At 56.6% G+C, this 25,971-nt stretch carries 24 protein-coding genes; 20 read left to right on the forward strand and 4 right to left on the reverse strand.

From position 1 onward, the window contains the following. The first annotated feature begins 20 nt into the window (after positions 1 to 20). The 4 genes from mazG to queE all read left to right on the forward strand — a co-directional run bounded on the left by mazG (position 21) and on the right by queE (position 5,120). Positions 21 to 809 (forward strand): nucleoside triphosphate pyrophosphohydrolase, encoded by a 789-nt coding sequence (mazG, locus tag ACXKZD_RS04105; protein ID WP_050680051.1) that lies wholly within the window; start codon positions 21 to 23, stop codon positions 807 to 809. Between the two features lie 229 nt (positions 810 to 1,038). Continuing rightward, entirely contained in the window at positions 1,039 to 2,676 is a 1,638-nt protein-coding gene (pyrG, locus tag ACXKZD_RS04110; protein ID WP_010248572.1) for a glutamine hydrolyzing CTP synthase, read from the forward strand. 76 nt (positions 2,677 to 2,752) lie between these two features. Further along, on the forward strand, positions 2,753 to 4,048 hold the full coding sequence (gene eno, locus ACXKZD_RS04115; protein WP_010248571.1) for a phosphopyruvate hydratase: 1,296 nt from the start codon (positions 2,753 to 2,755) through the stop codon (positions 4,046 to 4,048). A 400-nt stretch (positions 4,049 to 4,448) separates the two neighbouring features. Beyond that, on the forward strand, positions 4,449 to 5,120 hold the full coding sequence (queE, locus tag ACXKZD_RS04120; RefSeq protein ID WP_010248569.1) for a 7-carboxy-7-deazaguanine synthase QueE: 672 nt from the start codon (positions 4,449 to 4,451) through the stop codon (positions 5,118 to 5,120). Between the two features lie 109 nt (positions 5,121 to 5,229). Here the strand turns inward: queE and queD are convergent, their stop codons facing one another. Then, positions 5,230 to 5,589 carry a 6-carboxytetrahydropterin synthase QueD gene (queD, locus tag ACXKZD_RS04125; protein WP_010248568.1) on the reverse strand — a complete coding sequence of 120 codons (360 nt, stop codon included), beginning with the start codon at positions 5,587 to 5,589 and terminating at the stop codon, positions 5,230 to 5,232. Between the two features lie 299 nt (positions 5,590 to 5,888). On the opposite strand from queD, the gene cysJ reads away from it, so the two are divergent. Genes cysJ through ACXKZD_RS04140 form a run of 3 tightly spaced genes read left to right on the forward strand, consistent with a single transcriptional unit; the run spans position 5,889 to position 10,152 of the window. Further along, on the forward strand, positions 5,889 to 7,700 hold the full coding sequence (cysJ, locus tag ACXKZD_RS04130) for an NADPH-dependent assimilatory sulfite reductase flavoprotein subunit (protein ID WP_305820306.1): 1,812 nt from the start codon (positions 5,889 to 5,891) through the stop codon (positions 7,698 to 7,700). Next, positions 7,700 to 9,421, forward strand: coding sequence for an assimilatory sulfite reductase (NADPH) hemoprotein subunit (gene cysI, locus ACXKZD_RS04135; RefSeq protein WP_022623798.1), 1,722 nt, complete (start codon positions 7,700 to 7,702; stop codon positions 9,419 to 9,421). The genes cysJ and cysI overlap by 1 nt, the downstream gene beginning before the upstream one ends. Continuing rightward, entirely contained in the window at positions 9,418 to 10,152 is a 735-nt protein-coding gene (locus tag ACXKZD_RS04140; protein WP_010248562.1) for a phosphoadenylyl-sulfate reductase, read from the forward strand. The genes cysI and ACXKZD_RS04140 overlap by 4 nt, the downstream gene beginning before the upstream one ends. Before the next feature lie 60 nt (positions 10,153 to 10,212). Here ACXKZD_RS04140 and ACXKZD_RS04145 read toward each other — a convergent pair whose 3' ends face one another. Together ACXKZD_RS04145 and ACXKZD_RS04150 are read right to left on the reverse strand one after the other, a co-directional pair. Continuing rightward, positions 10,213 to 10,497, reverse strand: coding sequence for a YciI family protein (locus ACXKZD_RS04145; RefSeq protein ID WP_167423912.1), 285 nt, complete (start codon positions 10,495 to 10,497; stop codon positions 10,213 to 10,215). Positions 10,498 to 10,506: 9 nt separating this feature from the next. After that, positions 10,507 to 11,520, reverse strand: a complete 1,014-nt coding sequence (locus ACXKZD_RS04150; protein ID WP_010672132.1) for an aminopeptidase — start codon at positions 11,518 to 11,520, stop codon at positions 10,507 to 10,509. 363 nt (positions 11,521 to 11,883) lie between these two features. Between ACXKZD_RS04150 and cysG the strand changes: the two genes are divergently transcribed. The 13 genes from cysG (at position 11,884) to rpoS (ending at position 23,256) form a co-directional block, all read left to right on the forward strand. Continuing rightward, positions 11,884 to 13,299, forward strand: coding sequence for a siroheme synthase CysG (cysG, locus tag ACXKZD_RS04155; protein ID WP_010672131.1), 1,416 nt, complete (start codon positions 11,884 to 11,886; stop codon positions 13,297 to 13,299). 9 nt (positions 13,300 to 13,308) lie between these two features. Continuing rightward, entirely contained in the window at positions 13,309 to 14,217 is a 909-nt protein-coding gene (gene cysD, locus ACXKZD_RS04160) for a sulfate adenylyltransferase subunit CysD (RefSeq protein ID WP_010248554.1), read from the forward strand. 11 nt (positions 14,218 to 14,228) lie between these two features. Then, positions 14,229 to 15,656: a sulfate adenylyltransferase subunit CysN gene (cysN, locus tag ACXKZD_RS04165; protein WP_010248552.1), complete on the forward strand. Its 1,428-nt coding sequence runs from the start codon at positions 14,229 to 14,231 to the stop codon at positions 15,654 to 15,656. Beyond that, on the forward strand, positions 15,656 to 16,261 hold the full coding sequence (cysC, locus tag ACXKZD_RS04170) for an adenylyl-sulfate kinase (RefSeq protein ID WP_010672130.1): 606 nt from the start codon (positions 15,656 to 15,658) through the stop codon (positions 16,259 to 16,261). The genes cysN and cysC overlap by 1 nt, the downstream gene beginning before the upstream one ends. Positions 16,262 to 16,315: 54 nt before the next feature. Further along, entirely contained in the window at positions 16,316 to 16,636 is a 321-nt protein-coding gene (locus ACXKZD_RS04175; RefSeq protein WP_010248547.1) for a DUF3561 family protein, read from the forward strand. 177 nt (positions 16,637 to 16,813) lie between these two features. Next, entirely contained in the window at positions 16,814 to 17,131 is a 318-nt protein-coding gene (ftsB, locus tag ACXKZD_RS04180) for a cell division protein FtsB (protein ID WP_010248545.1), read from the forward strand. A gap of 3 nt (positions 17,132 to 17,134) precedes the next feature. After that, the gene (gene ispD, locus ACXKZD_RS04185; RefSeq protein WP_122889665.1) at positions 17,135 to 17,851 is read left to right on the forward strand and encodes a 2-C-methyl-D-erythritol 4-phosphate cytidylyltransferase; all 717 of its coding nucleotides are present in this window, start codon (positions 17,135 to 17,137) and stop codon (positions 17,849 to 17,851) included. Then, on the forward strand, positions 17,851 to 18,333 hold the full coding sequence (gene ispF / locus ACXKZD_RS04190; RefSeq protein ID WP_010248541.1) for a 2-C-methyl-D-erythritol 2,4-cyclodiphosphate synthase: 483 nt from the start codon (positions 17,851 to 17,853) through the stop codon (positions 18,331 to 18,333). Before ispD ends, ispF begins: the two co-directional genes overlap by 1 nt. Then, positions 18,330 to 19,370, forward strand: a complete 1,041-nt coding sequence (gene truD / locus ACXKZD_RS04195; protein WP_187484744.1) for a tRNA pseudouridine(13) synthase TruD — start codon at positions 18,330 to 18,332, stop codon at positions 19,368 to 19,370. Before ispF ends, truD begins: the two co-directional genes overlap by 4 nt. A gap of 191 nt (positions 19,371 to 19,561) precedes the next feature. After that, a complete protein-coding gene (surE, locus tag ACXKZD_RS04200) occupies positions 19,562 to 20,323 on the forward strand; it encodes a 5'/3'-nucleotidase SurE (RefSeq protein ID WP_003849099.1) in 762 nt (253 codons plus the stop codon). Then, on the forward strand, positions 20,317 to 20,943 hold the full coding sequence (locus ACXKZD_RS04205) for a protein-L-isoaspartate(D-aspartate) O-methyltransferase (RefSeq protein WP_010248537.1): 627 nt from the start codon (positions 20,317 to 20,319) through the stop codon (positions 20,941 to 20,943). Before surE ends, ACXKZD_RS04205 begins: the two co-directional genes overlap by 7 nt. Positions 20,944 to 21,105: 162 nt before the next feature. Then, positions 21,106 to 22,206 (forward strand): murein hydrolase activator NlpD, encoded by a 1,101-nt coding sequence (gene nlpD / locus ACXKZD_RS04210; RefSeq protein WP_010248535.1) that lies wholly within the window; start codon positions 21,106 to 21,108, stop codon positions 22,204 to 22,206. Positions 22,207 to 22,263: 57 nt separating this feature from the next. Continuing rightward, a complete protein-coding gene (gene rpoS, locus ACXKZD_RS04215) occupies positions 22,264 to 23,256 on the forward strand; it encodes an RNA polymerase sigma factor RpoS (protein ID WP_003849090.1) in 993 nt (330 codons plus the stop codon). 139 nt (positions 23,257 to 23,395) lie between these two features. On the opposite strand, the gene mutS is transcribed toward rpoS, so the two are convergent. Further along, a complete protein-coding gene (mutS, locus tag ACXKZD_RS04220) occupies positions 23,396 to 25,957 on the reverse strand; it encodes a DNA mismatch repair protein MutS (protein ID WP_488981886.1) in 2,562 nt (853 codons plus the stop codon). Positions 25,958 to 25,971: the final 14 nt, after the last annotated feature.

A 25,971-nucleotide genomic window follows, 5' to 3' on the forward strand; every position in this document is an offset into this window, starting at 1 on the left:
CTAATCAAGGATCCTCCTGAATGAACGCTATTGAGCGCCTGCTTGGCATAATGAAAACCCTGCGCGATCCACAACATGGCTGTCCGTGGGATCGTGAACAGACCTTCGCCACCATCGCGCCCTATACGCTGGAAGAGACCTACGAAGTGCTGGACGCTATCCAGCGCGAAGATTTTGACGATCTGCGTGGTGAGCTGGGCGATCTGCTGTTTCAGGTGGTGTTCTATGCGCAGATGGCCAGCGAACAGGATCGCTTTAATTTTGAGGATATCTGCCACGCAATCAGCGACAAGCTGGAGCGCCGTCATCCACACATTTTTGGCGATGCCACAGCAGAAACCAGCAGCGAAGTGCTGAAAAACTGGGAAGCGATAAAAACCGCTGAGCGGGCTGACAAAGCCCAGCATTCGGCGCTGGATGATATCCCTAAGGCACTGCCCGCACTGATGCGCGCCCACAAGATTCAGAAGCGTTGTCACAATGTCGGATTCGACTGGACCACGCTGGGACCGGTGGTGGCTAAGGTGCATGAAGAGATTGATGAAGTGATGCACGAGGCGCAGCAGAGTGTGGTGGATGGTGAGAAGCTGGAAGAGGAGATTGGCGACCTGCTGTTCGCCACGGTTAACCTGTCGCGCCATCTGGGCAGCAAAGCGGAAACTGCGCTGCAAAAGGCCAACGACAAGTTTGAGCGCCGCTTCCGCGAAGTCGAAGCGATCATCGCTGCACAGGGGTTAAGTATGCCGGGTGCCACACTGGAGCAGATGGAAGCCGCCTGGCAGCAGGTGAAACGGGGCGAGAAGCGCTGATTATTCCAGTGCTGTGCATAAAGCCACCGCTTTCGCTTACTCGATTCAGCCTGACGGCAACTTTGTGACGCACGTCAACATTTCATTGGCGGCTATCGGCTATGTTAGCCGCAGCAATGCGTTGGAGGATGGCGGTGATTCATCAATTGTGGCTGATAGCGGTTTCCAGTATACTGTTTTCCCGTCCTGGTTATTCCACCGTCTTTAAACCTAAACTCTCAGGTTCAGCATGACAACGAATTATATTTTTGTGACCGGCGGGGTCGTTTCCTCTCTGGGTAAAGGCATTGCCGCAGCCTCCCTCGCAGCCATTCTCGAAGCCCGTGGTCTGAACGTGACCATCATGAAGCTGGACCCGTATATCAACGTGGATCCAGGCACCATGAGCCCGACGCAGCACGGTGAAGTTTTCGTCACTGATGACGGCGCTGAAACCGATCTGGATTTGGGTCACTACGAGCGCTTCATCCGTACCAAAATGTCGCGTCGTAACAACTTCACCACTGGCCGTATCTACTCAGAAGTCCTGCGCAAAGAGCGCCGTGGCGACTATCTGGGCGCAACCATTCAGGTTATTCCGCACATCACCAACGCCATCAAAGAACGCATTATTGAAGGCGGTGAAGGTCATGATGTGGTACTGGTCGAAATCGGCGGCACGGTCGGGGATATCGAATCACTGCCGTTCCTGGAAGCGATTCGCCAGATGGCCGTTGATGTGGGCCGCGAACACACCATGTATATGCACCTGACGCTGGTGCCGTATATGGCGGCTGCCGGTGAAGTGAAAACCAAACCGACCCAGCACTCGGTGAAAGAGCTGCTGTCGATTGGTATTCAGCCAGACGTGCTGATTTGCCGTTCTGACCGTGCCGTACCGGCCAACGAACGCGCTAAAATCGCCCTGTTCTGTAACGTCCCTGAAAAAGCGGTTATCTCGCTGAAAGACGTTGATTCCATCTACAAGATTCCTGGCATGCTGAAATCGCAGGGCCTGGATGACTATATCTGCAAGCGCTTCAACCTGAATGCACCGGAAGCCAACCTGGCCGAATGGGAGCAGGTGATCTACGAAGAAGCCAATCCGGGTGGTGAAGTCACCATCGGTATGGTGGGCAAGTATGTGGAATTGCCGGATGCCTACAAGTCGGTCATCGAAGCGCTGAAACATGGCGGCCTGAAAAATCGCGTCACCGTGAACATCAAACTGATCGATTCGCAGGATGTTGAATCACGCGGTGTCGAATTACTGAAAGATCTGGATGCGATTCTGATCCCGGGTGGCTTCGGTTACCGTGGCGTGGAAGGCAAGCTGATGACCGCGCAGTATGCACGTGAAAACAACGTGCCGTACCTGGGCATCTGCCTGGGCATGCAGGTTGCGCTGATGGAGTTCGCCCGCAATGTCGCCGGGATGCCGGGCGCCAACTCCACGGAATTTGTGCCAGACTGTAAATATCCGGTGGTGGCATTAATCACCGAATGGCGTGACGAAGATGGCAACGTCGAAGTCCGCAGCGAGCAGAGCGATCTGGGCGGCACCATGCGTCTGGGCAGCCAGCAGTGTCAGTTAACGCCGGGCAGCCAGGTTCGCCAGCTCTACGGCTCTGACACTATCGTTGAGCGCCATCGCCACCGCTATGAAGTGAACAATATGCTGTTAAAGCAGATTGAAGCAGCCGGTCTGCGCGTAGCAGGTCGCTCTGGTGATGATCAACTGGTTGAGATTATCGAGATCCCGAACCATCCGTGGTTTGTGGCCTGCCAGTTCCATCCTGAGTTTACCTCGACCCCACGCGACGGCCATCCGTTGTTTGCCGGCTTTGTTAAAGCCGCACATGAGCATCAGAAGCGTTTAGCGAAGTAAGTTTCACAGGCAGCGCGCGAACTTTTCGCGCGTTGCTTGTCTTAGGATTGACTAACTTGTACTGAGGAAAATCGTAATGTCCAAAATCGTAAAAGTCATCGGTCGCGAAATTATCGACTCACGTGGTAACCCGACTGTTGAAGCTGAAGTGCATCTGGAAGGCGGTTTCGTAGGCCTGGCAGCTGCACCATCAGGTGCCTCTACCGGTTCACGCGAAGCGCTGGAACTGCGTGACGGTGACAAATCACGTTATCTGGGCAAAGGCGTAACCAAAGCCGTTGCTGCAGTAAACGGTCCGATTGCTGAAGCGGTAAAAGGCAAAGACGCGAAAGATCAGGCGAACATCGATAAGATCATGATCGACCTGGACGGTACTGAGAACAAATCTAACTTCGGTGCTAACGCCATTCTGGCTGTTTCACTGGCAGCTGCTAAAGCCGCTGCAGCCTCTAAAGGTCAGCCGCTGTATGAGCACATCGCTGAACTGAACGGCACCCCAGGCAAATACTCTATGCCACTGCCAATGATGAACATCATCAACGGCGGCGAACATGCCGACAACAACGTCGACATCCAGGAATTCATGATCCAGCCGGTTGGCGCTCCGAACCTGAAAGAAGCCATCCGTATGGGTTCTGAAGTGTTCCACAGCCTGGCAAAAGTGCTGAAAAGCAAAGGCATGAGCACTGCAGTGGGTGACGAAGGCGGCTACGCGCCTAACCTGGGTTCCAACGCCGAAGCGCTGGCTGTTATCGCTGAAGCGGTAAAAGCAGCAGGCTACGAGCTGGGCAAAGACATCACCCTGGCGATGGACTGTGCGGCATCTGAGTTCTACAAAGATGGCAAATACGTTCTGGCCGGTGAAGGCGGTAAATCGTTTACCTCTGAAGAGTTCACCCACTTCCTGGAAGATCTGACTAAACAGTATCCGATCGTTTCTATCGAAGATGGCCTGGACGAATCTGACTGGGACGGCTTCGCTTACCAGACCAAAGTACTGGGCGACAAAATCCAGCTGGTGGGTGATGACCTGTTCGTTACCAACACCAAAATCCTGAAAGAAGGTATCGATAAAGGTATCGCTAACTCCATTCTGATCAAATTCAACCAGATCGGTTCTCTGACCGAAACTCTGGCTGCGATCAAAATGGCGAAAGACGCGGGCTACACTGCCGTGATCTCTCACCGTTCAGGCGAAACCGAAGATGCGACCATCGCTGACCTGGCGGTAGGTACTGCAGCGGGCCAGATCAAAACCGGTTCAATGAGCCGTTCTGACCGTGTTGCTAAGTACAACCAGCTGATCCGTATTGAAGAAGCGCTGGGTTCTAAAGCGCCATTCAACGGTCTGAAAGAAGTTAAAGGTCAGTAATGACTGTGCGTTGATGTCGCGCTAAGTGACATCATCGGCCTCTGAAGCCCCGCCTTGTGCGGGGCTTTTTGTTGGTGGCGGTGAGCAGACGCAGATGGCAAGGTCCGATCGCCAAAGCGGCATCTCTGCCGGCCCGGTTCGCGCGATTACGCACCTCATCCCTGAAGTGCGCCCGTTACCGGGCCAACGCTTTGCGTTGTTCAAAAACGCTTCCGGCGTTTTTGTCCTGAGCGCGGGACGCTTTGCTCTTCGGTCCTGGCCATCCACGTTCTGAGCCTGTCAGCCGTCTGAAGCCCCTCTTTTGGGTTTTGTCCGGCGCGGAGAAAAGGCACAACGCGTGGTTGAGCTGCGCGGCAAATCTGCCATAATCAGCGCCCTGTTTTTTTCAAGCGAGTCCGTAATGCAATACCCGATTAACGAAATGTTCCAGACACTGCAGGGCGAAGGTTATTACACCGGCGTGCCTGCCATTTTCATTCGTTTGCAGGGATGCCCGGTGGGCTGTAGCTGGTGCGATACCAAACACACCTGGGAAAAGCGGACAGATCGGGAAACGTCGCTGGGCGATATTTTGATCAAGACGGTGGAAAGCGACGCCTGGGGGGATGCCGACGCGGCGACCCTGGTGAGTGCCATTGCGCAGCAGGGCTGGACGGCGCGTCATGTGGTCATCACCGGTGGTGAACCGGCGATTTACGATCTGCGTCCGTTAACCACTGCGCTGGAGCAGCACGGTTTCCAGTGCCAGATTGAGACCAGCGGAACCCACGAGATTCACTGTTCTGAACGGACCTGGGTGACCGTCTCGCCGAAGGTCAACATGCGCGGCGGCTACGATGTGCTGCCCCAGGCGCTGAGCCGGGCCGATGAAATCAAGCATCCGGTGGCGCGCGAGCGTGATGTGGAAGCGCTGGATCGGCTGCTGGCAGGCATTGATGACACCAAAGCGCGTATCATCGCCCTGCAGCCAATCAGCCGCAAAGATGATGCAACCCGGCTCTGCATTGAGACCTGCATTGCTCGTAACTGGCGTCTGTCGATGCAGACCCATAAATATCTCAATATCGCCTGATCCTGATAAAGCGGCACGCAATGAGCCGTTAACTACAGGAAAGCGTTGAGCGTCAGAGGCAGGACGGAGAGAAGAGCCGCGTCGGATCGAAGGGTTCGATCCGACAGGGTTAGCCGCGGTAAACGCAGCCTGCGGTGCAGGTTTCTTTGATCATCACCGCGCTAAGCAGCGGCAGTTGCGGCTTCATCTGATCCCAGATCCATTTCGCCAGCACTTCGCTGGTGGGATTTTCCAGGCCGGGAATATCATTCAGATAGTAGTGGTCCAGCCGATTGTAGACCGGCTTAAACGCCGCCTTCAGCTCAGCAAAATCCATAACCCAGCCGGTATGCGCATCCACTTCGCCGGTAATCTCCAGACGAACCAGGAACGAATGACCGTGCAGACGGCCACATTTGTGTCCGGCCGGCACATTCGGTAGATGATGCGCGGCTTCGAACTGGAACTCTTTAAACAAGGTGGTAGACATAATGGTTCTCAGACATTAAAAAACCGCTGAATTCTACCTGATTACCGCTTTTTTCGCACCCGAACCGCACAAACCGATACTTTTCCTGCGCGTTTATACAGTGGCGTCCAGCTAATTAACTGATATATCACCGCTTTGCTTACCACTTTTAACGATTATTCCTACCTGGAAAACCATTTAGTCATTTTGGTTATTTGATATGTCGAAGGTGTATTTAATCGTTAATATACGGACCGGTAACCTACGCACTCTTCCGCCATTTTACGGTCCGGACTTCTGATACTGGAATTTTTAACGCGATGACGACTCAGGCACCTGGTTCAATGCTTCCGCTCTCCCCGGAACAACTCGCTCGCTTACAGGCGGCGACGACAGATTATTCCCCGACTCAACTGGCGTGGCTGTCAGGCTATTTCTGGGGCAGGGTGGAACAGACCCCGGGTAGCGCCGTCGCCAGCACTGCATCTGCTCCGGCTCCGGCCGAAGCGCCCGCCATTACGCTGCTTTCTGCCTCCCAGACCGGCAACGCACGTCGTCTGGCTGAGCAGTTGCGTGATGACCTGCTGGCCGCAAAGCTGAACGTAAACCTGGTGAATGCCGGTGATTACAAGTTCAAACAGATTGGCCAGGAAAAAATGCTGGTGGTTGTAACCTCCACCCAGGGCGAAGGCGAACCGCCGGAAGAGGCGGTGGCGCTGCATAAATTCCTGATGTCGAAAAAGGCACCGAAAATGGAGGGTGCCGCCTTCGCAGTGTTTGGCCTGGGCGACACCTCTTATGAATTCTTCAGTCAGGCGGGTAAAGATTTTGACAGCCGACTGGCGGAGCTGGGCGGCGAGCGTCTGCTGGATCGCGTTGATGCGGATGTAGAGTATGCGGAGCAGGCCGCCGCCTGGCGCAGTGCGCTGACTGAGATCCTCAAACAGCGCGTTCCCACTGAATCCCCGGCGCAGGCTGCGGCGACAGCAGCCGGCAGCGTCAACGAAGTCACCACCAGCCCCTATACTAAAGAGTCGCCGCTCAGCGCGAGTCTGGCGGTGAATCAGAAAATTACCGGACGGGACTCAGATAAAGATGTGCGCCATATCGAAATCGATCTGGGCGATTCCGGTCTGCGCTACCAGCCTGGCGATGCGCTGGGCGTCTGGTATGAGAACGACGCGGCGCTGGTCAGCGAACTGCTGGAGCTGGTCTGGCTGAAAGGCGATGAGCCGGTAGAGGTTCAGGGGAAAACCCTGCCGCTGGCGGAGGCGCTGCAGAAGCATTTCGAGCTGACGGTTAACACCGCACAGATCGTGGCGCAGTATGCCCAGCTGTCACGCAACGCGGAGTTGCTCTCACTGGTGGATGATAAAGCCAGGCTGCAGCACTATGCGCAGCACTATCCGATTGTGGATATGGTGCGCCTGGCACCGTCCGAACTCAGCGCTGAACAGCTGACCGGGCTGCTGCGACCGCTGACGCCGCGACTCTACTCTATCGCCTCTTCGCAGGCTGAAACCGATACCGAAGTGCATATCACCGTTGGTGCCGTTCGCTTTGATATTGAAGGTCGCCAGCGTGGCGGCGGTGCATCGACCTGGCTGGCCGATCGCATCGAAGAAGAGGGCGAAGTCCGGGTCTTCATTGAACACAACGACAACTTCCGCCTGCCGGCTAATCCGGATGCGCCGGTGATCATGATTGGCCCGGGCACCGGCATCGCGCCGTTCCGCGCCTTTATGCAGCAGCGCGACAACGACGGTGCCGGCGGCAAAAACTGGCTATTCTTTGGTAATCCGCACTTCACCGACGATTTCCTCTATCAGGTAGAGTGGCAGAAATATGTTAAGGATGGTCTGCTGACCCATATCGACCTCGCCTGGTCACGCGATCAGGCAGAGAAGATTTACGTACAGGATAAGATCCGCGCGAAAGGGGCCGAAGTGTGGCGCTGGATTGAAGAGGGCGCGCATCTTTATGTCTGTGGCGACGCGAATCGTATGGCAAAAGACGTCGAGCAGGCATTGCTGGATGTGGTGGTCGAACACGGCGGAATGGATCGTGAAACGGCCGACGAATTTTTAAGTGAGCTGCGCATTGAGCGCCGTTATCAGCGAGACGTTTACTAATGAGCGATAAACACCCTGGACCGCTGGTTGTAGAAGGCAAATTAGCAGACGCTGAGCGTCTGAAGAAGCAGAGCAACTATCTGCGCGGCACCATTAAAGAAGATCTGGAAGAGGGTCTGACCGGCGGTTTTACCGGCGACAACTTCCTGCTGATTCGTTTTCACGGCATGTACCAGCAGGACGATCGCGATATTCGTGCCGAACGTGCGGAGCAGAAGCTGGAGCCACGCCACGCCATGATGCTGCGTTGCCGGTTGCCGGGCGGCATCATTACGCCGACCCAGTGGCTGGCCATCGACAAATTTGCCACCGACAAAACCATCTATGGCAGCATCCGTCTGACTAACCGTCAGACCTTCCAGTTTCACGGCATTCTGAAGAAGAACGTCAAGCCGACGCATCAGATGCTGCATGAGGTGGGGCTGGATGCGCTGGCGACCGCCAACGACGTTAACCGTAACGTGCTCTGTACGTCGAACCCGGTTGAGTCGGAGCTGCATCAGGAAGCGTATGAGTGGGCGAAGAAACTCTCTGAGCATCTGCTGCCACGCACCCGTGCCTATGCGGAGATCTGGTGGGATAAAGAAAAAGTCGCCACCACTGACGAAGAGCCGATCCTCGGTGAAACGTATCTGCCGCGTAAATTCAAAACTACTGTGGTGATCCCGCCGCATAACGACGTGGATCTGCACGCCAACGATCTGAACTTTGTCGCTGTCGCCGAGCACGGCAAGCTGGTGGGCTTTAACCTGCTGGTGGGTGGCGGGCTGTCGATTGAGCACGGTAACAAAGCGACCTACGCGCGCACCGCCAGCGAGTTTGGTTACTTCCCGGTGGAGAAGATCCTCGACGTTGCCGAGGCGGTGGTCACGACTCAGCGCGACTGGGGCAACCGCACCGACCGTAAAAACGCCAAAACCAAGTACACGCTGGAACGCGTTGGCGTCGAGACCTTTAAAGCCGAAGTTGAAAAACGGGCAGGCGTGACGTTTGAGCCGATCCGTCCTTATGAGTTCACCACCCGTGGCGATCGCATTGGCTGGATTAAAGGCATCGACAACAAATGGCACCTGACGCTGTTTATCGAAAATGGTCGCCTGCTCGACTATCCGGGCCGACCGCTGAAAAGCGGCATCGCTGAAATTGCGAAAATCCATCAGGGCGATTTCCGCCTGACCGCTAACCAGAACCTGATTGTGGCGGGCGTGCCGGAAAGCGAAAAAGCGCAGATCGAAGCAATCGCGCGCGAACATGGTCTGATGGATCACGTTACGGCACAGCGCGAAAACTCGATGGCCTGCGTGGCGTTCCCGACCTGTCCGCTGGCGATGGCAGAAGCCGAGCGCTTCCTGCCTGCCTTCGTGACCAAAGTGGAAGGGATCATGCATGCGCATGGCGTTGGCGATGAGCACATAGTGTTACGCGTTACCGGTTGTCCCAACGGCTGTGGCCGTGCCATGCTGGCTGAACTGGGTCTGGTGGGTAAAGCGCCAGGTCGCTACAACCTGCATCTGGGTGGAAACCGCAGCGGAACGCGTATTCCCCGCATGTACCGTGAAAACATTAACGAAAGCGAAATTCTCGCCACCATTGATGAGCTGGTGGGACGCTGGGCCACTGAGCGCCAGGCCGCTGAAGGCTTTGGTGACTTCACCATCCGCGCGGGCATTGTTGCGCCGGTGCTGGACCCGGCACGCGATTTTTGGGAGGAAGCAAAATGAGTCACCCCGACCTCGCAGCACTGAATGAGATGTCCAAAGTCCAGCGTGCTATGGCGCTGGCCGCGACCAATGCGCAGCTGGAGAAGTCATCTGCGGAAGAGCGGGTCAGCTGGGCGCTGGAGAATCTGCCGGGTGCCTATGTGCTCTCCTCCAGTTTCGGTATTCAGGCCGCGGTGTCGCTGCATCTGGTGACGCGTCAGCAGCCCGATATTCCGGTCATCCTGACCGACACCGGCTATCTGTTCCCGGAGACCTATCGTTTTATTGATGAGCTGGCGGACCAGCTCAATCTCAACCTTAAAGTGTTCCGCGCCGAAACCTCTCCGGCCTGGCAGGAAGCGCGCTACGGCAAACTGTGGGAGCAGGGCGTCGAGGGGATTGAGAAATATAACGAGATCAACAAAGTTGAGCCGATGAATCGCGCCATTGAAACCCTGGGCGCGCAGACCTGGTTTGCCGGATTGCGGCGCGACCAGTCGGGCAGTCGGGCGAATCTGCCGGTGCTGGGCGTCCAGCGTGGCGTCTTTAAGCTGCTGCCGATTATCGACTGGGATAACCGCCAGATTCATCAGTACCTGGAGCAGCATAAGCTGAAGTACCATCCGCTGTGGGATGAAGGCTATCTATCGGTGGGCGATACCCATACCACCCGCAAGTGGGAGCCGGGTATGGCAGAAGAAGAGACGCGCTTCTTCGGCCTCAAGCGCGAGTGTGGTCTGCACGAAGGCTGACGCAGGACTTCTCTCCCCGCACACAGGGAGAGAAGTTTTTGGCTGCAGTCAGGCGGAAAGCTAAGCGCCTTTTAATGCGGCAAACGCCTCTGCTGCACGGGTCACATTCACTTTCGTCACCTCATACTCTGCCACCGTGACAAACGGATCTTCCGCTAAAATTGCATCCAGCTCTTCTCGTTCCATCTCCCTGACCAGTAACATGCCGCCCGTGCGCGGATCTTTACGTCCCGCTGCAATAAAAAAGCCCGCGTCAAAATAGCGATCCAGCCATTCGATATGGGCTGCCAGCAGCGCTTCAACTTCTTCTACCGGACGAACGTAATTCAGAAAGACCACGTACATGTCAGATCCTTACACTTTGGGGTTGGTCAGTTCACTGAGCAGCGGCAGTAGCACGCGAACGCTGTCGCGGGTTCGCAAGGTTATCTGCCCCGGCAGCCAGCGGTCGAGATAGCTCAGATTATCCAGGTCAGTCTGATGGCGGGTAACGCCATCAGGAAAGTGGGGACTACGATGACGCTGCAGCGCACCATCTTTATTACCCAGCGTCCAGTTGCTGGCGGTCACATCCAGCAGCGGAAAGCCCGCCTTGTCGAAGGCATTAAGAGCGTCAAAGTCTTTACGGTTCAGCTGATGACTGGCGGCGGGAATGCCCTGCTGACGTGCCAGTAACAGGGCTCGTTCGCTGGTCTGCTTGCGCACCGCCCGGGGCGTATTCATGCCGCTGTTAAAATAGAGATGATCGCCGGTGATCAGGCTATTCAGATCGATGACCAGCAGAGTATTCTTCTTCTCACGCGTGCTCATCCGCTCAACATAATCATCCATGCCGTGCAGATCCGCCTCTCCGGCGCTCAGCGCCACAAAGCGTATGCCGTAGTGCAGCGGTTTGCGGCTCAGCTGCTGCGCCAGCTCCAGCATCACGCCAAGACCCGATGCATTATCATCGACGCCCTGCAGGCGTAAGCCGCCCAGATTATGCTGGGCCTGGCTGCTATTTTGCGGCGTCCAGGTATCCAGATGTGCCACGATCAGAATCTCCTGCGGGACGCTGCCTGCACGCGCGGCAATCACCGAGGTTGCCGTAAGCTTATGCCAGCGCTGCGTGCCGTCCTCTTCCTGCCACTTATAGCCGGTCCTGAACTGGCGGGTATTGGTCTTATACCCCAGCGCGGTAAATTGCTGTTGCAGGTAGTCGGCTGCCATCAGCTCAGCCGGGCTGCCGCTCATCCGGCCAGGAAACAAGGTGGCGATGTGCCGGACCTGCTGTTCGGCAAACTGACCAGGCGGAGTGGCCAGAGCCAGCGGGGAAATGAGTGCGCCAAATAAAATTGTCGCTACCCTCAAGCGGAGGGAATAAAACATAGTGCATCCTTTTTCATTATTCGGGAGCCGTTCCGCATGGGGGCCAGGGCCAGCCATGCCGCGCGCATTATATCCTTTTTGTCCCGTGACTTTGTTAGTGGAATCGGGCGCTGTCACTACCGAAAGGCGTAACGGACCATTATCGCTGGCACTTATCTGCTTTTGCTGCCGCAGGTGTGGCTTTCAATATGTGAGCCTGTTCACGAAAAAGCCATTAAATTTCATCTGTTAAGACCAAATTGTTCTGTGCTTTGCGGCGTCGTTATTCCATTCGGTAACTACTCATTCCAATTCGTAATTTCATCTGGATAAACTCAGCGACGTATAGTCGCGTTAATACAAAGTTAAAACATCAGGGTTAACGTGGACTATTTGCCTCTTTTTGCCGATCTTTCTGGCCGCCCGGTTCTGGTTGTCGGCGGGGGAGATATTGCGGCGCGAAAAATTGAACTGCTGCGCCGTGCACGCGCGCGCGTTCTGATCGCATCTCGTGAACTCTGCCCTGAACTGCAGGCACTGCTGGATAAGCAGGAGCTGGAGTGGCTGGCGACCGAATTTGACCCGGCCCAGCTGGATGGCGTTTTCCTGGTGATTGCCGCCACCGACGACAACCATCTCAACACCCAGGTGTTTGAAGCCGCCAATGCGCGGCATAAGCTGGTTAACGTGGTGGATGACCAGCCAAAATGCACCTTTATCTTCCCCTCGATTGTTGACCGCTCACCGCTGGTGGTGGCGATCTCCTCCAGCGGCACCGCACCGGTGCTGGCACGCATGCTGCGCGAAAAAATCGAAACGCTGCTGCCTGCCAGTCTGGGTCAGATGGCTGAAGTGGCCGGACTCTGGCGCGATAAAGTCAAACAGCGCTTCAGCCGCATGTCTGACCGTCGGCGCTTCTGGGAACGCGCTTTCGACGGCCGGTTCGCCAGTGAGATGTCTGCCGGTAACGTCGAAGAGGCGAAACGCACGCTGGACCGTGAGCTGCAGGAAGAGCCGACCCGTCAGGGTGAGATCTTTCTGGTGGGCGCCGGGCCGGGCGACAGCGGTCTGCTGACGCTGCGTGGCCTGCAGGTGATGCAGTTAGCCGATGTGGTGCTCTACGACCATCTGGTCAGCGAAGAGGTGCTGGATCTGGTGCGCCGCGATGCCGATCGCATCTGCGTCGGCAAACGGGCCAGCGCGCACACGTTGCCGCAGGAAGAGATCAATCAGATGCTGGTTTCACTGGCGCTGAAAGGCAAGCGCGTCGTGCGCCTCAAGGGCGGCGATCCCTTTATCTTTGGCCGCGGCGGCGAAGAGCTGCAGGCGGCTCAGCAGGCGGGTGTGCCGTTCCAGGTGGTGCCGGGCGTCACCGCGGCTGCCGGTGCGACGGCCTATGCCGGTATTCCGCTGACCCACCGCGACTACGCGCAGAGCGTGATGTTTATTACCGGTCACTGCCGTCCCGATGGGGATGACATTGACTGGCCATCGCTGGCGCGTGCGCGTCAGACGCTGGCGATCTACATGGGAACCGTTAAAGCCGCTGCCATCAGCGAGGCGCTGATTCAGCACGGTCGCGCGCCATCAACGCCGGTGGCGGTGATCAGTCGCGGCACCCGTCAGGATCAACAGGTGCTGACCGGCACCTTAGAACAACTTGAGGCGCTGGCCGCCTCGGCACCCACTCCGGCGCTGCTGGTGATCGGAGAGGTGGTTAATCTGCACGGGCAACTCGCCTGGTTTAAACATTCAGCACAGCAGGGGGCTCGCGAGTCCGCCGTTGTCAATCTGGCTTGAGGGAAAATCATGGACCAAAAACGACTCACTCATCTGCGTCAGCTGGAGGCGGAGAGTATCCACATCATTCGCGAAGTGGCGGCGGAGTTCAGCAATCCGGTGATGATGTACTCCATCGGCAAAGACTCCTCGGTCATGCTCCATCTGGCGCGTAAAGCCTTCTACCCAGGCACGTTGCCGTTCCCGTTGCTGCATGTGGATACCGGCTGGAAATTCCGTGAAATGTACGAATTTCGCGATCGCACCGTGAAAGCGATGGGCGCAGAGTTGCTGGTTCACCGCAACCCGGAAGGCGTGGCGATGGGCATCAACCCCTTTGTTCACGGCAGTGCCAAACACACTGACATCATGAAAACCGAAGGGCTGAAGCAGGCGCTGAACAAATATGGTTTTGATGCAGCCTTTGGCGGCGCACGTCGTGATGAAGAGAAGTCACGCGCCAAAGAGCGTATCTACTCATTCCGTGACCGCTTCCATCGCTGGGATCCGAAAAACCAGCGCCCTGAGCTGTGGCACAACTACAACGGTCAGATCAACAAAGGCGAAAGCATCCGCGTCTTCCCGCTGTCGAACTGGACCGAACTGGATATCTGGCAGTACATCTTCCTGGAAAACATCGAGATCGTGCCGCTCTATCTCGCCGCACCGCGTCCGGTGCTGGAGCGTGATGGCATGCTGATGATGATCGATGACGATCGCATCAACCTGCAGCCGGGTGAAGAGATCACCGAACGGATGGTCCGTTTCCGTACGCTCGGCTGCTGGCCGCTGACCGGCGCGGTAGAGTCTGAAGCGCAGACGCTGCCGGAGATCATCGAAGAGATGCTGGTTTCCACCACCAGCGAGCGTCAGGGCCGCATGATCGATCGCGATCAGTCCGGTTCGATGGAACTGAAAAAACGTCAGGGTTATTTCTAAGGAGACGCCAGATGAATACCGTAATTGCACAACAGATTGCCGACCAGGGCGGCGTTGAAGCCTGGCTGACCACGCAACAACACAAGAGCCTGCTGCGTTTTCTGACCTGCGGCAGCGTTGATGACGGAAAAAGTACCCTGATTGGACGTCTGCTACACGACACCCGTCAGATCTATGAAGATCAGCTCTCATCGCTGCACAACGACAGTAAACGTCACGGCACCCAGGGCGAGAAGCTCGATCTGGCGCTGCTGGTGGATGGTCTGCAGGCTGAGCGTGAGCAGGGCATTACCATTGATGTGGCCTACCGCTACTTCTCGACCGAAAAGCGTAAATTTATTATCGCCGACACGCCGGGACATGAGCAGTACACCCGTAACATGGCGACCGGCGCGTCAACCTGCGATCTGGCGATCCTGCTGATCGATGCGCGTAAAGGCGTACTGGATCAGACCCGCCGCCACAGCTTTATCTCGACGCTGCTGGGGATCAAACACCTGGTGGTGGCGATCAATAAGATGGATCTGGTGGAGTACAACCAGGAGCGCTTCGAACAGATCAAACAGGATTACCTCGACTTTGCTGCGCAGCTGCCGGAAGACCTCGATATCCGCTTTGTGCCGATGTCGGCGCTGGAAGGGGATAACGTCGCCTCTGCCAGTCAGACCATGCCGTGGTATAGCGGCCCGACGCTGCTGGATGTGCTGGAGACCGTGGAGCTGAAGCGCGTCGTCGATCATCAGCCGATGCGTTTCCCGGTGCAGTATGTCAACCGTCCGAACCTCGATTTTCGTGGCTATGCCGGCACCCTGGCGTCGGGCAGCGTGCAGGTAGGCCAGCGCGTTAAAGTGCTGCCTTCTGGCGTGGAGTCGACCATTGCCCGCATTGTGACCTTCGATGGCGATCTGCAGGAAGCGGGTGCAGGCGAAGCGATTACCCTGGTGCTGCAGGATGAGATTGATATCAGCCGTGGCGATCTGCTGGTGGATGCCAGTGAAGAGCTGGCAGCGGTTCAGTCTGCCAGCGTTGACGTGGTCTGGATGGCAGAACAGCCGCTGCAGGCCGGTCAGAGCTATGACCTGAAAATCGCCGGTAAGAAAACCCGTGGCCGGGTAGAGAAGGTGCTGCATCAGGTCGAGATCAACTCGCTGGAGACGCGTCAGGTCGATACGCTGCCGCTGAACGGTATCGGTCGCATTGAGATCACTTTTGATGAACCGATGGTACTCGACAGCTATCAGCAAAACCCGGTAACCGGCGGCATGATCTTTATCGATCGCCTGAGCAACGTCACCGTGGGTGCCGGCATGATCCATCAGCCAAACCATGATGCCCCGGTTAATACCGGCGAGTTCAGCGCGTTTGAGCTGGAACTGAATGCGCTGGTGCGCCGCCACTTCCCACACTGGAATGCGCGCGACCTGCTGGGCGGTCAGTAATGGCTCAGCACGACGATAACGTGGTGTGGCATGATCATCCGGTGACACGCGCCTCACGCGAACAGCAGCATGGCCATCAGGGCGTGGTGCTGTGGTTCACCGGGCTTTCGGGCTCGGGGAAATCCACCGTTGCCGGTGCGCTGGAGCAGGCGCTGCACCGCATCGGCGTCAGCACCTATCTGCTGGATGGTGACAATGTGCGTCACGGCCTCTGTCGTGACCTCGGTTTCAGCGATGATGACCGTAAAGAGAATATCCGTCGCGTCGGTGAAGTGGCGAAACTGATGGTGGATGCCGGACTCGTGGTGCTCACTGCCTTTATTTCGCCGCATCGCGCCGAGCGTCAGATGGTGCGCGATCTGCTGGAGCCGGGACAGTTTATCGAGGTATTTGTCGATACGCCGTTAGCCGTGTGTGAAGCGCGTGATCCGAAAGGGTTGTATCGCAAAGCGCGCGCCGGTGAACTGCGTAATTTCACCGGTATCGACAGCGTCTATGAGGCGCCCGATAGCCCGGAAATCCAGCTGGATGGCGAACAATTGGTTACAAAACTGGCCGCCCAATTGTTAGACCTGCTGCGTGACCGCGATATCATCAAATCCTGAAGAGACAGCGGCAAATCGTTTCTGATTTGCCGCCCTCGCGCCAACAGGATGCCTATGCAGAACATTACCCCAATGCTCGCTCGAAAAGATGACTCCTCCCCGGATGAGCCGCGCTCATTGCTGCCGGGCGGCGTTATCGGCTTTCTCGCTTACTGGTGCGCGCTGGCGATCCCTTTCCTGCTGTTCGGCTCTAACACGCTGTTCTTCTTTCTTTATACCTGGCCATTCTTTCTGGCGCTGCTGCCGGTTGCGGTGGTCACGGGTATCGCGCTGAATACGCTGCTGAGTGGACAGTGGCTGTGGGCCGCGCTCGCCACGGTGATCATGGTGGTCACGCTCTTCTGGTTAATGTTCTCTTTTCTCTCTGGCTGGTAAGCCCTCAGTGCGCCCGCGCTGATGTGCAAACGCATCGGCAGGTTACAAATCTTTTCCCGTCTGAATCGGTACTGATTCATATTTTGCGCAGACGCGCAGCAAAGCGCGCCATTTTCTCCGCTGGTGTGGAGTCCTGTGCAAAGTTATGGGATGATTGGGCCGTTTTTAGGGGGCGGGATGGGAAAACTGACGTTACTGTTATTGGTGCTGCTTGGCTGGCTGCAATATTCGTTGTGGCTGGGGAAAAATGGCATCCATGACTATACGCGCGTCAATGATGATGTCGCGGTGCAACAGGCAAACAATGCCAAACTGAAATCGCGAAACGATCAGCTGTTTGCCGAAATTGACGATCTCAATGGCGGCTCGGAAGCGATCGAGGAGCGTGCACGCAATGAACTGGGCATGATTAAGCCCGGTGAGACTTTCTATCGTCTGGTGCCTGACCAGAACAAACGCAACGCGCAACAAGCAGCGCTTAACCAACAACGATAAAACATGAACACTCTGGCCTCCCTTGCGGATGTGATTGCCGTGGTGCCCGCTGCCGGGATCGGCAGCCGCATGCAGGCAACCTGTCCGAAGCAGTATCTGACGATTGGTCAGCACACCCTTCTGGAACACAGCATTGCGCGTCTGTTTTCCCATCCCGCTATCAAACAGGTGATTGTCGCCCTCAGTTCTGATGACCAGCACTTCGCTTCACTGCCGCTGGCACGCGATCCGCGCGTGCTCAGGGTGACAGGCGGAGAGACCCGCGCCGAATCGGTGCTGGCCGGATTGCAGGCCGCACAGGGTTCCGCCTGGGTGCTGGTCCATGACGCCGCGCGTCCCTGTCTGCATCCCGACGATCTCCAGCAACTGCTCAACGTGCGTGAACAGAGCCACGTTGGCGGGATTCTGGCCGCGCCAGTGCGTGACACCATGAAACGGGGCGAGCCGGGCAAAGCCGCGGTGGCCCATACCGTAGAGCGCGACGATCTCTGGCACGCCTTAACGCCGCAATTTTTCCCTCATGCGCTGCTCACCGCCTGCCTGACGCGGGCGCTGGCAGAAGGCGCAACCATCACCGATGAAGCCTCGGCGCTGGAGTATTGCGGCTACCACCCGCTGTTAGTCAGCGGACGCAGTGATAACATCAAAGTCACCCGGCCAGAAGATCTGGCGCTGGCGGCTTTTTATCTGAGTCAGATTCAATTAAAGGAGAGCGCATGATGCGTATCGGTCACGGTTTTGACGTTCACGCCTTTGGCGGAGAGGGTCCGTTAGTGATTGGCGGTGTGCGGATCCCGTTTGAGCAGGGTTTTATCGCCCATTCGGATGGCGATGTGGCGCTGCATGCGCTGACTGACGCGCTGCTGGGCGCAGTGGCGATGGGCGATATCGGCAAGCTGTTTCCTGACACCGATCCGGCCTTTAAAGGGGCGGACAGCCGCGGCCTGCTGCGTGAGGCCTGGCGCCGTATCGAAGCCAAAGGCTATCGCATCGGTAATGTCGACGTCACGATTATTGCTCAGGCACCGAAAATGCTGCCGCACGTGCCACAGATGCGGATCAATATTGCAGAAGATCTGGGCTGCCATATGGATGCGGTCAACGTCAAAGCGACCACCACCGAAAAGCTGGGCTTTACCGGGCGCGGCGAAGGCATCGCCTGTGAAGCGGTGGCGTTAGTCCTGAAAGCTGACAGCCAATGATGCTGAATTACCTGCACGGCACACCCGTGGCCTCCGGCGTGATCAAAGCCAATCCGGAAGATTTCGTGGTGGTTGAAGATCTCGGTTATGGCGCGGATGGTGAAGGTGAGCACCTGCTGGTGCGCATCCGTAAAGTGGGGGCCAATACCCGCTTTGTCGCTGAGGCACTGGCGAAGTATCTCGGTATTCATCAGCGCGACATGAGTTATGCCGGAATGAAAGATCGCCATGCGGTGACGGAACAGACACTCTGTTTTCGCCTGCCGGGTAATGCGATGCCCGATCTGCGCGGTTTTGAGCTGGAAGGGGTCGAGATTCTGCAGGCGGTGCGCCACAAACGTAAGCTGCGCATCGGCGCACTGGCGGGGAACGCGTTCCGGCTGATCATCCGCCAGATCAGTGACCGTGATGCAGTTGAAACGCGTCTGGCGCAGATTCGCGATGCGGGCGTGCCGAACTATTTTGGTGAACAGCGTTTTGGTCGCGGCGGCAATAACCTGGTGATGGCAGAAAAGTGGGCGAGCAATGAGATCATTATTCGCGACCGCAACAAGCGCAGCCTGATGCTCTCTGCCGCGCGCAGTGCGCTGTTTAATCAGGTGACCAGTGCGCGTCTGCAACAGCAGGGTGGGCTGACTCAGGTGCTCAACGGCGATGCGTTGCAGCTGACCGGACGAGGCAGCTGGTTTGTCGCGCAGCCTGATGAACTGGCAGAGTCACAGCGCCGGGTTGATCAGCATGAGCTGCGCATCACCGCGCCGCTGCCGGGACGGGGCGAGCCTGGCCCGCAGGCTGACGCGCTGGCCTTTGAACAGCAGGCGCTGGCTGATGAGACGCTGCTGCTGGGACTGATTGAACGTGAGAAGGTTGATGCTGCACGCCGTGCCATGCTGGTGGTGCCGCGCGATATGCAGTGGAGCTGGTGGGATGATGTCACGCTGGAACTGGCATTCTGGCTGCCAGCGGGCAGCTTTGCCACCAGCGTGGTCCGGGAGCTGCTGACCCACGCGGACTCGCCCGATCAGATTGATGAGTAATCTTCGCCGCAACCTGACCCGCAGTGTGGGTAATGTTGCGGCAAACCCCCACCGTCGTGTGATTTACGCCTACCACTTCCTTGCGCGCCTCGCTAGAATGCAAAAATCGCCGTCCATTCCTCACCTGTTGCCATGCCGTTAAAACAGGTTCCGTCACGGCGACCAGTCGAATAAAAAAAGGTCAGAACGAAATGCGGATATTGCTCAGTAACGATGACGGCATTCATGCGCCAGGCATTCAGACTCTGGCGAAAGCCCTGCGGCAGATTGCTGACGTGCAGGTTGTTGCCCCCGATCGTAACCGAAGCGGTGCCTCGAACTCATTAACGCTGGAAACGCCTCTGCGCACCTTCACCCATGAAAACGGCGATATCGCCGTCCAGATGGGGACGCCGACCGACTGCGTCTATCTGGGGGTGAATGCGCTGATGCAGCCGCGTCCCGACATTGTGGTGTCGGGCATCAATGCCGGCCCCAATCTGGGCGATGATGTGATCTACTCCGGCACGGTGGCGGCAGCGATGGAAGGGCGACATCTTGGCTTACCGGCTATCGCGGTTTCGCTCAATGGCCATCAGCACTACGCCACCGCGGCGGCCGTGACCTGCGCGCTCCTCAGGGCGCTGACGCATGAACCGCTGCGCACCGGCCGCATTCTCAACATCAACGTTCCCGATCTGCCGTTGTCTGAACTCAAAGGCATCCGCGTGACGCGCTGTGGCAGTCGCCATCCGGCGGATCAGGTGATTGCGCAGCAGGATCCGCGTGGCAATACACTCTACTGGATTGGTCCGCCAGGCGAAAAACTGGATGCGGGCCCGGATACGGACTTCGCCGCCGTGGATCAGGGCTACGTCTCTGTCACGGCACTGCATGTCGATTTAACGGCGCACAGCGCGCAGAACGTGCTCAGTGACTGGCTGGCTAAAGCTGAGGTGAACCTGGCATGGTGAATCGGCGTATTGAGACGTTGCTGTCACAACTGCGTCAGCAGGGCATCGATGATGAAAACCTGCTGAAAGCCATCAGCGAGGTGCCGCGCGAACGTTTTATCGACGAAGCGTTCGAGCATAAAGCCTGGGACAATGTTGCCTTGCCCATCGGCTCCGGTCAGACGATATCACAGCCCTACATGGTCGCGCGGATGACCGCGCTGCTCGGACTTAATCCGCATTCGCGTGTGCTGGAGATTGGTACGGGTTCAGGTTATCAGACGGCGATTCTTGCCCATCTGGTGGACCATGTTTATTCAGTGGAACGCATCAAAGGGCTGCAGTGGCAGGCCAAGCGCCGTCTGAAACAGCTGGATCTGCATAATGTCTCAACCCGTCATGGTGATGGCTGGCAGGGCTGGCCTTCACGTGGCCCCTTCGATGCCATCATCGTCACGGCTGCACCGCCTGAAATTCCGATTGCGCTGATAGCACAACTGGCAGAAGGCGGCATCATGGTGCTGCCGGTTGGCGAAGATCAGCAGGTACTGAAGCGCCTGCGTCGTCAGGGCGAAGAGGTGATGGAAGAGACCATCGAACCAGTGCGTTTTGTCCCGCTGGTGCAGGGCGATCTGGCCTGACCCTCTTCGTATTTCTTCACAACTGTTTCATAGCACCACGTACCTGATGTTGTTACTATCCAGTTTATTCATCGAAAACGCAGATTTTATCGCGCCGCGCAGAGTATCCTGCTGGCAGATACAGTGAAACAGATAGATCAGAGTTGCCATCACGGGGGATTAATGAGCACGGGAAGCACACTTTTTCAGTTACGCCGTCTGGCGGCGCTTTCACTGGTAGGTTTTTGGCTGGCAGGCTGTAGCTCCAGCGACAACTCACAGGCACCCATCAGTCGCGTTGGCGACAATGGTGGCATGAACACTAACCAGTCTGGAGCAGACATGAGTTCAGGCGGCGTTCCTGCCACGCCAGCCCAGGGACAAATGTTAAGCAAAAATTCAGCATCTGCCCCCGCTAGTGGTGGAATGATTAGTACCAACAGCAATGTTGAGACGCAGAATGGCCGGATTGTTTACAATCGCAGTTATCAGAACATTCCTAAAGGTAGCTACTCCGGTGAAACTTATACCGTTAAGCGTGGCGACACATTGTTTTACATCGCCTGGATTACCGGCAACGATTTCCGTGATTTAGCCCAGCGCAACAATGTTCCTGCGCCATATGGCCTGAATGTCGGACAAACTTTGCAGATTGGCAATGGGTCGGGTCAGCCGATTACCGGCGGCAATCCCATTACCGTTGCTGATGCAACGCAGGGCGGCGTTCCGGCGGCGCCACAAATTAAATCGCCTGCTGTTGCACAGCAACCTGTTATTACGTATTCTGATGATTCAGGTAATTCGGGTGGCAGCAAAATGTTGCCTTCGAATGGAGCAAATGTTGCAACGACAACAGCTCCAGTCGTTACCGCACCCCCAACGGTTAGCAGTACAACCAACAGTTCAACGCCGGTCGGAAGCTGGCGCTGGCCGACTGACGGGAAGATCATCGATAACTTCTCTGCCGCCGAAGGTGGCAATAAAGGTATCGATATCGCCGGGACGCGCGGACAATCTGTGGTCGCCACTGCTTCAGGACGAGTGGTTTACGCAGGTAACGCACTCCGGGGTTACGGTAATTTAATCATCATTAAACACAACGATGATTACCTGAGCGCCTACGCCCACAACGATACAATGCTGGTCCGGGAACAACAGGAAGTTAAGGCGGGGCAAAAGATCGCTACCATGGGTAGCACCGGAACCAGTTCAGTCAGATTACACTTTGAAATTCGTTACAAGGGGAAATCCGTAAACCCGTTGCGTTATTTACCGCAGCGATAATCCGGCAGAACAAAACAGGTTTATGTTCTGCCCTGGAATCACGGGTAGGAGCCGCTTATGAGCCAGAATACGCTGAAAGTAAACGAGTTACATGAGAACGCGGAATTCGATGAGAACGGAGCTGAAATTTTTGACGAGAAGGCACTCGTTGAAAATGAAGCCAGTGATAGCGACGTAGCGGAAGAAGAGTTGCTATCACAGGGTGCGACGCAACGTGTGTTAGATGCGACGCAGCTCTATCTCGGGGAGATTGGCTATTCTCCGTTGTTAACGGCAGAGGAAGAAGTCTTCTTCGCGCGCCGTGCATTGCGGGGTGATATCCCTTCCCGTCGCCGTATGATCGAAAGTAACTTACGCCTGGTGGTGAAAATCGCTCGTCGTTACAGCAATCGTGGTTTAGCTCTGCTGGACCTGATTGAAGAAGGTAACCTCGGCCTGATTCGCGCCGTAGAGAAATTTGACCCGGAGCGCGGGTTCCGTTTCTCAACGTACGCCACCTGGTGGATTCGTCAGACTATTGAACGGGCGATCATGAATCAAACCCGTACCATCCGTCTGCCGATTCACATTGTGAAAGAACTGAATGTTTATCTGCGTACTGCGCGTGAACTTTCCCACAAGCTCGACCATGAGCCGAGTGCGGAAGAGATCGCAGAGCAGCTTGATAAACCGGTTGATGACGTAAGCCGCATGTTACGTCTCAACGAACGCATTACCTCGGTTGATACGCCATTAGGCGGTGATTCTGAAAAAGCGCTGCTGGATATTCTGGCCGATGAGAAAGACAACGGCCCGGAAGACACCACGCAGGACGATGATATGAAACAAAGCATCGTTAAATGGCTGTTCGAACTGAACGCCAAGCAGCGTGAAGTGCTGGCACGTCGTTTCGGCCTGTTGGGTTATGAAGCGGCAACACTTGAGGATGTGGGTCGTGAAATCGGCTTAACCCGCGAGCGTGTACGCCAGATTCAGGTTGAAGGTTTACGCCGTCTGCGTGAAATTCTGCAGGCGCAGGGCCTCAGCATTGAAGCACTGTTTCGTGAATAATTGTTAACAGTAAATCTGAGTTTGAATGCGAAAAGCGATGGTGAAAACCATCGCTTTTTTTATGTCTGCAGAAAAGTGATTTGCGGGCGAGCAAGCATCGCACCGCGCATTAACGCGGTGCGATGTACGGGATGTAATATCAGACCAGCGATTTAAGACGATAAATCCAGTCGAGTGCCTGACGCGGTGTCAGCGTATCGGGATCCAGCGCCTCTAGCGCCTCCATGGCAGGCGAGGTCTCTTCAACCAGCAGCGGCAGCTGAGAGCCATCGACCGTCGATGACGCGGAGTGGTTTGAAACGGTCTCAAGTTCCTTCAGCTTATTGCGTGCCCGCTTAATCACCTCTTTGGGTACGCCGGCCAGCGCCGCCACCGCCAGACCATAGCTCTTACTTGCCGCACCCTCCTGGACGCTGTGCATAAAGGCGATCGTGTCGCCATGCTCAACGGCATCCAGATGGACATTAACCACGCCTTCCATTTTTTCCGGCAGGGTTGTCAGCTCGAAGTAATGGGTGGCAAACAGCGTCATCGCCTTGATGCGGTTCGCCAGGTTTTCGGCGCAGGCCCAGGCGAGCGATAAACCGTCGTAGGTGGATGTTCCGCGTCCAATCTCATCCATCAGCACCAGGCTGTTTTCGGTGGCGTTGTGCAGGATGTTAGCGGTTTCGGTCATCTCAACCATAAAGGTCGAGCGCCCGGAGGCGAGATCGTCAGCGGCACCGACACGGGTAAAGATGCGATCCAGCGGGCCAATCAGCGTCTCATCGGCAGGAACAAAACTGCCAATCCATGCCATCAGCGCAATCAGTGCCGCCTGGCGCATATAGGTACTTTTACCGCCCATGTTGGGGCCAGTAATAATCAGCATTCTGCGCTGGGGTGCCAGTGACAGTGGGTTGGCAATAAACGGCTCTTTCAGAACCTGTTCCACCACCGGATGACGTCCGCCGCTGATTTTAATCCCGGCTTTATCCTGCAATACCGGGCGGCAATAGTTCAGGGACCAGGCACGTTCTGCCAGGTTGCTTAACACATCCAGCTCTGCCAGCGCGGCGGCACTCAGCTGCAGCGCTTCAAGATGCGGCAGCAACTGATCGAACAGCGCTTCATACAGGCTTTTTTCCAGCGACAGCGCTTTACCCTTGGAGGTGAGTACTTTGTCTTCGTACTCTTTCAGCTCCGGAATGATATAGCGTTCAGCATTTTTCAGGGTCTGACGACGGACATAGTGCATCGGTACCTGATGGCTTTGTCCGCGGCTCACCTGAATGTAATAACCATGCACGCCGTTAAAGCCGACCTTCAGGGTATCCAGTCCCAGCTTCTCGCGTTCGCGGATCTCCAGCCGGTCAAGATAGTCGGTTGCGCCATCTGCCAGTGCGCGCCACTCATCCAGCTCCGCGTTGTAGCCGGGCGCAATCACTCCGCCGTCGCGGATCAGCACCGGCGGTGACTCAATCACCGCCTGTTCCAGCAGCTCACGTAACGCAGTGAACTCGCCCATCTGCGTGCGCAGCTTCTGCAACTGGGGCGCCTCAACATCGGCCAGCAGCTGGTTAAGTTCCGGCAGTTGCTGAAACGCATGACGCATGCGAGCCAGATCGCGCGGACGTGCGGTGCGCAGGGCCAGGCGAGCCAGGATTCGCTCCAGATCGCCGACCTGACGCAGCACCGGTTGCAGCACGTCGCTGAGATTTTGCAGCTCAGCAATCGACTCCTGACGCTGGTTAATGATGCGCGCATCGCGCAGCGGCATATGCAGCCAGCGTTTCAGCATCCGGCTACCCATCGGGGTGACCGTTTTATCCAGCACCGCCGCTAAGGTGTTGTCAGTGCCGCCTGCCAGGTTCTGTGTGATCTCCAGATTACGGCGGGTGGCCGCATCCATGATGATGCTGTCCTGCTGCCGCTCCATGCTCAGCGAGCGGATGTGGGGCAGCGTCGTACGCTGGGTATCTTTGACATACTGCAGCAGGCAGCCCGCCGCGCTCAGTCCAAGGTGCGAATTCTCCACGCCGAAGCCATTAAGATCGCGGGTGCCGAACTGCAGGTTCAGCTGCTGGCGCGCGGTATCGATCTCAAACTCCCACAGCGGACGGCGTCGCAGGCCGCGTCGCTGATCGATCAGCGACATCGCCTGGAAATCTTCGGGGTAGAGCAGCTCTGCCGGATTGGTGCGCTGCAGTTCTGCCGCCATGGTTTCAGCATCGGCAGGTTCGCTGAGGCGAAAACGGCCTGAGCTGATATCCAGCGTGGCGTAGCCAAAACCACGCGGGCTTTGCACGATCGCCGCCAGCAGATTGTCTTGCCGCTCCTGCAACAGCGCCTCATCACTGATGGTGCCTGGGGTAACGATGCGCACCACTTTGCGTTCGACCGGGCCTTTGCTCAGCGCCGGATCGCCTATCTGCTCGCAGATGGCAACGGATTCGCCCAGCTGCACCAGTTTAGCCAGGTAACCTTCAACCGCATGATAGGGCACACCCGCCATCGGGATCGGTTCGCCCGCTGACGCACCGCGCTTGGTGAGTGAAATCTCCAGCAGCTGCGAGGCACGTTTTGCGTCGTCGTAAAACAGCTCGTAGAAGTCACCCATACGGTAAAACAGCAGAATGTCAGGATGCTCCGCCTTGAGACGCAGGTACTGCTGCATCATCGGCGTGTGGGAAGGAAAGTCCTTTTCGGTTGGCTCTTGCATAAGGTTTTAGCTCA

The organism is Pantoea sp. ABR1s (assembly GCF_057812235.1).